The following is an 8,406-nucleotide window of genomic DNA, read 5'->3' as shown; positions in this document are numbered from 1 at the left end:
TTCAAATTTTTCTTTTTTCATTGCATTAAAAGCTGTAGCATCATCTTTAAATTCAATTTTTACTTTATTTGCATCATCATGAGTAAATACTTTTTTTGCTTTGCCTTCATAAATCAACTCATATTTATTATTCATTAACTTAAAACCTCATTATGATTACTAAAGTACTTTTTGTAATTAACATAATTATTAGAGATCAACTTCAAATGATTTTATTTCATTTTAACTGATTATTCATCGAAACCTCATAACCTTAAAAAACAAATATATGGGAATTAATTCACCTAGTTCTAGGAACTTTATTAGATTAGAAAATATTTTAATAATTGGAAATGGCGGGAGAGAAAACTCTTTGGCTTGGGCTATTCAAAAAAATGAATTAGTTAAAAAAGTTTATTTAATACCTGGTAACGCTGGTTCAGAAAGAATAAATAAATGTGAAAGAATAAAAATTGATATAAATAATAAAAATGAACTAGTCGAAAAGCTTGATTTTTTTAAGATAGATTTAGTTGTAATTGGACCAGAAATACCTCTAGCAAATGGATTAGCTGATTTTCTTCGCAAAAAAGATTTTAAAGTATTTGGTCCTAATAAAGATGGAGCAAAATTAGAATTTAGCAAATCTTGGGCGAAGGAATTTATGCAAGACGCAAATATTCCAACTGCAAACTTTTGGAAAGTCAATTCTCTAGAAGAAGCCAAAAAAATTATTAATTCATCATCAATTCCACTTGTAGTAAAAGCTGATGGTCTAGCTTCAGGTAAAGGTGTTTTTATTCCTAATTCAAAAGATGAATGCTTTAAAGCAGCAGAGACAATTTTTAATGGTAGATTTGGCAACTCTGGGAATGTAGTTGTTCTAGAAGAAAAAATTCAAGGGCCAGAAGTTTCAGTTTTTGCTTTATGCGATGGAAAGAGATATACATTACTTCCAACGGCCCAAGATCACAAACGACTTAATGAAAAAGATAAAGGTCCAAATACAGGAGGTATGGGGGCTTATTCTCCTGCCCCATTATTAACAGAAGATTACCTTGATAGAATTATCAAAGAGATAATTGAACCTACAATAAATGAACTAAATAAAAGAAATATTGACTATAGAGGCGTAATTTATTTTGGGTTAATGATCACAAAATCTGGGCCCAAAGTTATAGAATATAATTGCAGATTTGGTGATCCAGAATGCCAAACAATAATGCCCTTGATGGATCAAAATTTTGTATTTCTTTTAGAAAAATGCTCAATGGGAAATTTAACTGGTGATGAAAAAATTAATACTTCTGATAAAGTTAGTGGTTGTGTAATAGCGACCTCCAAAGGTTATCCTCACGAATATAAAACTGGCTATCAAATAAAAATAGGTAAGATTGATTCAAATGATTGTCAAATTTTTGATTCAGGTACTTCTTTTAGTGAAAGTGGGAAATTATTAACTGCTGGAGGAAGAGTCTTAAGTATTGTCTGTCAAGATAAAGACTTCGATACGGTTTTTGAAAAAGCATACAAAAATTTAAAAGAAATTCATTTTGAGGGTATTTACTTTAGAAATGACATAGGTCATCAAGTGAGAAAAAACTTTTCTAAGGAGAATTAAGCTTATGGTGGATACCAATAATCGAGAAAGTAGAAAATATAACATCACTGATAATGAAGATATGAATAATAACTATTGGATTAATGGACTCCTCGCTTGGTGGAGTGGGTTCAGCTTAAGAACAAAGTTATTAGCCATAGCAACTCTTGTCGTAAGCCTCCTAATGACAGGAATAACTTTTTTTGCATTAAATAGTATTCAAAGAGATGCAGGTATGAATGATACTAGATATGCTCGAGATCTTGGCTTATTGTTATCTGGGAATGTTACAGAATTAGTTGCTAATAACCAAAAAAAAGAAATTTCAAATGTAGCTGAAAAGTTTTGGAGATCAAGTCGAAACCTGCGTTATATATTCTTTACTGATGCTGAAGATATTGTTCAACTTGGGATACCGATCAGTGCAACACCAACAAGCTCAGACAGTCAGTTTCAGCTCACTCGAAAATTAAAACTACCTTCAGAATTGAAAAAGAGACCACAATTCCCTTTGGTTAGGCAGCATGCGACACCTCAAGGTCAAGTAACAGATGTATTTGTCCCAATGTTGTGGAAAGGCAAATATCTTGGAACTTTAGCTTTGGGAGTCACCCCTAATAAAAAAGCACTAGCCAGTGCTGCCTTAACTAGAGAAGTAACCATTGCAGTTTTTATCTCTATTTGGGTTTTAGTAATACTTGGAGCTGTATTTAATGCACTAACTATTACAAGACCCGTCAGAGAGTTAGTAAGAGGTGTTAGAGAAATTTCAAGAGGAAATTTTAAATCCAGAATTTCTTTACCCATGACAGGTGATCTAGGAGAACTCTTAAATGGATTTAACCGAATGGCAACACAGTTAGAAAATTATGATGAAGCTAATATAGAAGAACTAAAAGCGGCACAAATCAAGCAGCAATCATTAATAGCTACAATGGCTGATGGTGCAATATTATTGGACTCACAAGGCAAGATTGTACTTACTAATCCAACAGCAAAGAGATTATTTCGTTGGGAAGGAAGATTTCTAGAAGGTAAACATTTTTTAAATGAAATCCCCGAAATTTTATCTAACGACTTACATACAAATATAGAATCTATTTTAAACAGGGAAAAGGAGAAGGACGATTTAAGATTCAGTTTAGGAGAACCAGCAAGAACCTTAAGAATTGTCTTGCAATCAGTTTTAGATACAAATAAAGTTGAATTAAAAGGAATTGCTGTAACAATCCAAGATTTAACTAGAGAAGTTGAACTTAACGCGGCACAAAATAGATTTATTAGTAATGTTTCGCACGAATTAAGGACACCACTTTTTAATATCAAAAGTTATGTAGAGACCTTACATGATTTAAAAGATCAGCTTTCTGATGAAGAACAAATAGAATTTTTGGGAATTGCAAATTCAGAGACTGATAGGTTAACAAGACTTGTAAATGATGTATTAGATTTATCAAGATTGGAGTCTGGGAAAATTGTTCAGCTAGAGCAAATGGACATAAAACCAGCAATAGAACAGACTCTTAGAAATTATAGACTTAATGCTACAGAAAAAAATGTTTCATTAGCTCATGATATAGAGGAAACTATTCCTCCAATTCTTGGAAATTTTGATTTACTTTTACAGGTTTTTGATAATTTACTAGGAAATGGATTGAAATTTAGTCCAAAAAACAGCTCCCTAATTATAAGAGCTTATACTTGGCCAGATTCCTGTCCTGCTTTCCCTCCAAGTATTAAAAATGATGCAGCCCCTCAATGTGAATTAGTTTCACCACTTCCAAAAGTAAGAATTGAGATTGCTGATACTGGCTCAGGAATATCTCAGGCTGATCAAGAAAAGATATTTGATCGTTTTTATAGAGTAGAGAATTCTGTTCATACTGAGCAAGGAACCGGTTTAGGTTTATCTATAGTGCGGGGAATAATTGAAAAACATGGTGGGGAGATTCGTATGGCTAGTGAATTAGGAGTAGGAACAACTTTCTGGTTTGATTTAGCCTTAGCACAATCTGATAAAGATGAATTATTGACAAAAGCTATTAATAATTCAGATTCTTTTCCAAGTTCTGAAATTAAATAAATAATCTAATTATTATCTATTCCTTTAAAAACATTTTGAACATTTTGATCAGGCACAACTCTGTGAGGGGCACCACTAAATATTTGTTCAAAATTAGAAAAAGAATCTTTTATTTCTGGGCCACTATTTGTAATGATAAATTCTCTTATTCGTTTATCATGCCATGATCCCCGCATTTTAAAAACATTTAAAGCTCGTGCCATCTCACCTTTTATTTCTACATATTGAAGCAACAATATGGTGTCTGTAATTGTTGAGATATGAGAATCAGTTATAGAATGACTTCCCATAAATTCTTCTGCAGTATTAGTAAAAAAGCCTGCTATCTCCTCTTGTTTTGTATAACCAGTAACAGCAATTACAAACTGTCTAAATGCATTCAAACTTACACCTCTGGCTAATGCAGAGAGAGAATCAATTGCCATTCTTTTTGGTTTAAATTGATTAATTTGCGTTTTTATAATTTGTAAGTGATCCTCTAAACCAGTTGATTCAGGATATGCACAAATAATTTTTAATAATCCATCACTTTCCATTTTTTCAAAATCTATACCCCAGCTAGTAGCATTCCTAAGCAATTGAGCCCTAGATTCTTCATATGCAAAAAGTATTGCTCTTTCATTATTGTTATAAGCATCTTCAACAAATTTTGATACAAGCATTGTTTTGCCTGTACCAGTAGCTCCAGTGGCGAGAATGATGGAATCTTGAAAATATCCTCCACCACACATATCATCAAGATCTTTAACTCCAGAGCTAATCCTAATATTTGAGGATCTCTGCGTTAATCTCATTGCTCCTAAGGCAAACACACTTATTCCATCCATTCCCATAGTAAATGGATATTCACCTTTCATATGTACAGTACCTCTTAACTTCAGAACTTCTAGAGTTCTTCTTCTCTTCTCTGACTCAAGAACATTTCTTAATAAGACAACATTATCAGATACAAATTCTTCTACACCATATCTAGCAATTGGTCCGTAATCATCCACCCTTTCTGTAGTCATAACTGTTGTCACACCTATTTCTTTTAATCTTGCTATCAATCTAAATATTTCCCTTCTAACAACGTAAATAGCATCATACTGTTGAAAGACAGCAGTTATTGAATCTATTGCAACTCTTTTAGCTTTATATTTTCTAATTGCATAACTAATTCTCTCAATAAGACCAGACAAGTCAAAGTTACCAGCCACATCTTGACCATCAGGATCAGGAGATGCGTCCAAAATAAAAAGTTTATTTTGATCAATTAATTCTTGTAAATCCCAACCAAAACTTGCGGCATTTCTAATAATATCTAAGGGTGATTCCTCAAATGTTACAAAGATTCCAGGCTCATCAAAATTACAAATTCCATGGTGTAAATATTGCAGAGAAAAAACAGTTTTACCAGTTCCTGAGGTACCACTAACGAGTGTACTTCGAGATACAGGCAACCCACCCCTACAAACATCATCAAAACCTTCTATTCCAGTTGGTAATTTTTGTACTTGCATTTTATTTGATTTGCCAAATTTCTTATCATTCATAGTTTTGTGCTAATTAAACAAAAATAAAATAAATTTTGAATTTATTTTTAATTTTAGAAGGTTTATATATTATTTATCTCCACTATATTCAGTTTCAGTTAATTCATCAAAAAGTAGATCTAAACCAATTAAAACTTTCTCTCTATCTGAAAGATCACCTATTATTTTTCTAACTGGTGGCGGTAAAATTTTAGCTAACGTAGGAGTGGCTAAAATTTTATCTTCTTCTGCAAGTTGTGGTTGCTTAAGTACATCGATAACCTTCAAAGCATAAACTCCCTTGAATTCATTATCTAAAATTTCTCTTAAGGTATTTAAAGCTCTCATTGAATTAGGAGTATTTCCAGCAACATAGAGTTTTAAAATATATGTTTTCCTTGCTGCCATCGTTATAGTTCCTGAATAGATATAAAAGATTTAAAACAACCCTTGACTTATTACACTACAAAATAAGAAAATAAACAAACTATTATGATTGCTTATTGGGCTTAATCAAATTATTAATTTGAGCCTAATAGCGTCTTTAAGATATGACAAATTCTAAAAACTCCTCAAACAATTCTTCTGAAAGTAATGAATTGTATGCAATAGCAGAAACTTCAGGTCAACAATTTTGGTTCGAAGTTGATAGATACTATGACATAGACAGGTTAAATGCAAAAGAGAAAGACAAGATAACACTTGAAAAAGTTTTACTTTTGAAGGATAAGGACTCAATAAGTGTTGGTAAACCTTACGTTAAAGACGCAAAAATTGAATTAGAAGTAGTCTCTCATAAAAGAGATAAGAAGATTCTTGTATACAAGATGCGTCCGAAAAAAAAGACAAGAAGAAAGATGGGACACAGACAAGAACTTACAAGAGTTATGGTAAAATCTATATCAATAGGTAAAAGCACTCCTAAGTCTTCTTCAAAAAAAGAAACTGTTAAAAAGGAAACTAAACCAAAATCCGAAAAATCTACAAATTAAACACTTCTAATGGCACATAAAAAAGGAACAGGTTCTACTAGAAACGGAAGAGATTCAAATTCCAAAAGATTGGGTGTTAAAGCTTATGGAGGAGAAAAAGTAACTGCTGGATCAATTTTAATTCGCCAAAGAGGTACATCCTTTTTGCCTGGTATCAATGTCGGAAAAGGTAAAGATGACACCCTTTTTGCACTCAAAGAAGGAACAGTAAGTTTCGAAAGCATTAAAAGAAATTTAAGAAATAGAAAAAGAGTTAATATAGTTATCTAATTTTCTTATAAGCTCTTGTAGTTATAAGAATAGGATGAAATACTTCTAAAAAATTTGATTGAAGAGTCTCAAAAAACTTTTCAACAATTTGAATGTCGTCGATATGAAACGGATATTCATTTTTTTCTCCTTTGAAAAAATACCAATTAAATAAAGCAATAGAATTAGGATCCATAAACTCATTGAAAATCTCAATTTGTGAAGCTGGATCAGCAAGATGTTCCAAAACATCAAGGCAAACTATCGTATCAAATTTAGATATTTGTGTATCTTGAATTGTCTTGCAAAAAGTAAGTTTTTTTTCGACTCCTAATTTCTTTGCCCTGTATTCAACAAAGTTTCTATTTGTCTCATTAATATCTACAAAAAAAACATGCTCAACTTTTGAAGACATAGCGTTAGCTAAGGCATGCGTTCCAATACCTCCTCCAAAATCTAAAACCAAATCTCTAGAAAATCTCTGCTGAAGTTTTAAAGTATCAGCGATGTAGTCCTTGCTTGTGATATGCCAAGCAGCTAAATCAGCTACATGCCGATCTCCAACTATTTCAGTATAAAAATCTGAAACATCATTCAAAGCATCTCCAGGATGTGAATTTGCCAAATTCATCTTTGCATTTGCAAGGAATCCATCTAAATCACATTCTCTAATAGATAAGTATTCCATTAAATGTGATTTCAAATTAAAAGCATTGTCTAAAAACTCTTTTAAAATAAAATTATTGTTTTTCAATTTCTTACTCTAAATTTCCAATACCAAAATCATAGAATGGTTATAAATCTTTCTCAAAGTATTCTTAATATTAAAAATGGAAACTAAAGATGGATTCTTAGTAATTAATAAAGATAAAGGATGTACTTCACATGATTGTGTTAAACAAATAAGGAAGTTACTTAATACGAAAAAGGTCGGTCACACAGGAACTCTTGACCCAGAAGTTATAGGAACATTACCAATCGCGATAGGCAGTGCAACAAGATTTATTCAATATCTTCCTCAGGGTAAAACTTACATAGGACAAATTAAATTAGGGATAAGAACTAACACTGATGATATTCACGGAGAAATAATTAATCAAAAAAGTTGGCCTAAAATCAGTGATGAAAAATTAGATCAATACTTAAATAGATTTAGAGGAATTATTAAACAAATTCCGCCGAAAGTATCTAGTGTGCACGTTAATGGTGAGAGAGCTTATAAAAAATCTTTCAGGAATGAAATTTTTGAATTAGCACCAAGAGAAGTAAAAATAGACGAACTTACTTTAATGAAATGGGACCAAATAAACGGAATCATAGAAATAAAAATCAAATGTTCAGCTGGCACATACATAAGAGCAATTGCAAGAGATTTAGGAGAAATTCTTAATTCCGAAGGTTGCCTTCTACAACTAAAAAGAATTTCAGCTTGTGGCTTTGATGAACAAAACTCGATAAAAATATCTGATATCGAAAAAGAAAAAGGAAAAAAAAACTCGAAAAATTTTATTATTCCAACAATTTCTGCTCTTAATCACATTTCAACATTTGTCTTAAGTAATGAAGAACAAATCAATTTTTGGCAAACAGGAAGAGCAATTAAAGTTGATATTAATTACTTCCAGGAAAACAAATCTTTTGACTACAAAAAACCCATAAAAGTAATAGATAAAAAACAAACACTACTTGGGATTGGCTTCTTAAATAAAGATCAATCTAATATAAATCCAAAATTAGTCCTTAATGCTAAATAACTTCTATAGGTAATCTTTTCTAAAAGGTTTAATCTGAACACCCTTATAAAAATGCTTTAATATTCTTTCAGCTTTTTGACCGCTAGAAGCCAGATATTTAGCACCCCATTGACTCATTCCTACTCCATGACCTGATCCCTGTCCAAAAACTATCAACCCTTTTTTTTGCGGAGTATTGTTGTTTAATTCTTCCTCAAAAAATTTAAATCTCACAAAATTACTTTTGAGACCTAAT

Annotated in this window: 9 protein-coding genes and 1 pseudogene; 5 read left to right on the top strand and 5 right to left on the bottom strand. The window is 31.6% G+C overall.

The features are described from left to right. Positions 1-135, bottom strand: a 135-nt coding sequence (locus MK115_RS08610) for a phosphoribosylaminoimidazolesuccinocarboxamide synthase (protein ID WP_287610760.1), incomplete at its 3' end; no start/stop codon positions are given. Between the two features lie 133 nt (positions 136-268). Between MK115_RS08610 and purD the strand changes: the two genes are divergently transcribed. Beyond that, entirely contained in the window at positions 269-1,600 is a 1,332-nt protein-coding gene (gene purD, locus MK115_RS08605; RefSeq protein WP_287610759.1) for a phosphoribosylamine--glycine ligase, read from the top strand. Between the two features lie 4 nt (positions 1,601-1,604). Beyond that, a complete protein-coding gene (locus tag MK115_RS08600) occupies positions 1,605-3,662 on the top strand; it encodes a HAMP domain-containing sensor histidine kinase (protein ID WP_287610758.1) in 2,058 nt (685 codons plus the stop codon). Positions 3,663-3,667: 5 nt separating this feature from the next. Here the strand turns inward: MK115_RS08600 and kaiC are convergent, their stop codons facing one another. Beyond that, positions 3,668-5,197 carry a circadian clock protein KaiC gene (gene kaiC / locus MK115_RS08595; protein WP_287610757.1) on the bottom strand — a complete coding sequence of 510 codons (1,530 nt, stop codon included), beginning with the start codon at positions 5,195-5,197 and terminating at the stop codon, positions 3,668-3,670. Positions 5,198-5,266: 69 nt separating this feature from the next. Further along, positions 5,267-5,584: a circadian clock protein KaiB gene (gene kaiB, locus MK115_RS08590; protein ID WP_025913788.1), complete on the bottom strand. Its 318-nt coding sequence runs from the start codon at positions 5,582-5,584 to the stop codon at positions 5,267-5,269. 143 nt (positions 5,585-5,727) lie between these two features. On the opposite strand from kaiB, the gene rplU reads away from it, so the two are divergent. Next, complete coding sequence (gene rplU / locus MK115_RS08585; RefSeq protein ID WP_287610756.1) at positions 5,728-6,168, top strand: 50S ribosomal protein L21; 441 nt, start codon at positions 5,728-5,730, stop codon at positions 6,166-6,168. Between the two features lie 9 nt (positions 6,169-6,177). Next, on the top strand, positions 6,178-6,438 hold the full coding sequence (rpmA, locus tag MK115_RS08580) for a 50S ribosomal protein L27 (protein ID WP_011863458.1): 261 nt from the start codon (positions 6,178-6,180) through the stop codon (positions 6,436-6,438). Here the strand turns inward: rpmA and MK115_RS08575 are convergent. After that, entirely contained in the window at positions 6,431-7,105 is a 675-nt protein-coding gene (locus tag MK115_RS08575) for a class I SAM-dependent methyltransferase (protein ID WP_287610754.1), read from the bottom strand. The two genes, rpmA and MK115_RS08575, sit on opposite strands and share 8 nt — an antisense overlap. Positions 7,106-7,247: 142 nt before the next feature. Here MK115_RS08575 and truB point away from each other — a divergent pair, with 142 nt between their 5' ends. Then, positions 7,248-8,171, top strand: a complete 924-nt coding sequence (gene truB, locus MK115_RS08570; RefSeq protein WP_287610753.1) for a tRNA pseudouridine(55) synthase TruB — start codon at positions 7,248-7,250, stop codon at positions 8,169-8,171. Between the two features lie 3 nt (positions 8,172-8,174). Here the strand turns inward: truB and MK115_RS08565 are convergent. Next, positions 8,175-8,406 (bottom strand): annotated as a pseudogene (locus tag MK115_RS08565) (SpoIID/LytB domain-containing protein); the annotation flags it as partial.

It is taken from the genome of Prochlorococcus sp. ALOHA_ZT_50 (assembly GCF_022447305.1).
In the GTDB taxonomy this organism is placed as follows: domain Bacteria; phylum Cyanobacteriota; class Cyanobacteriia; order PCC-6307; family Cyanobiaceae; genus Prochlorococcus_A.
Note: the sequence above shows the minus strand (reverse complement) of the source record. Positions and strands in the feature narration are given on the sequence as shown.

Coding starts and splice junctions, on each gene's coding strand:
- purD (WP_287610759.1), top strand. CDS start 269: ATGGGAATTAATTCACCTAGTTCTAGGAACTTTATTAGATTAGAAAAT.
- MK115_RS08600 (WP_287610758.1), top strand. CDS start 1,605: ATGGTGGATACCAATAATCGAGAAAGTAGAAAATATAACATCACTGAT.
- kaiC (WP_287610757.1), bottom strand. CDS start 5,197: ATGAATGATAAGAAATTTGGCAAATCAAATAAAATGCAAGTACAAAAA.
- kaiB (WP_025913788.1), bottom strand. CDS start 5,584: ATGGCAGCAAGGAAAACATATATTTTAAAACTCTATGTTGCTGGAAAT.
- rplU (WP_287610756.1), top strand. CDS start 5,728: ATGACAAATTCTAAAAACTCCTCAAACAATTCTTCTGAAAGTAATGAA.
- rpmA (WP_011863458.1), top strand. CDS start 6,178: ATGGCACATAAAAAAGGAACAGGTTCTACTAGAAACGGAAGAGATTCA.
- MK115_RS08575 (WP_287610754.1), bottom strand. CDS start 7,105: ATGGAATACTTATCTATTAGAGAATGTGATTTAGATGGATTCCTTGCA.
- truB (WP_287610753.1), top strand. CDS start 7,248: ATGGAAACTAAAGATGGATTCTTAGTAATTAATAAAGATAAAGGATGT.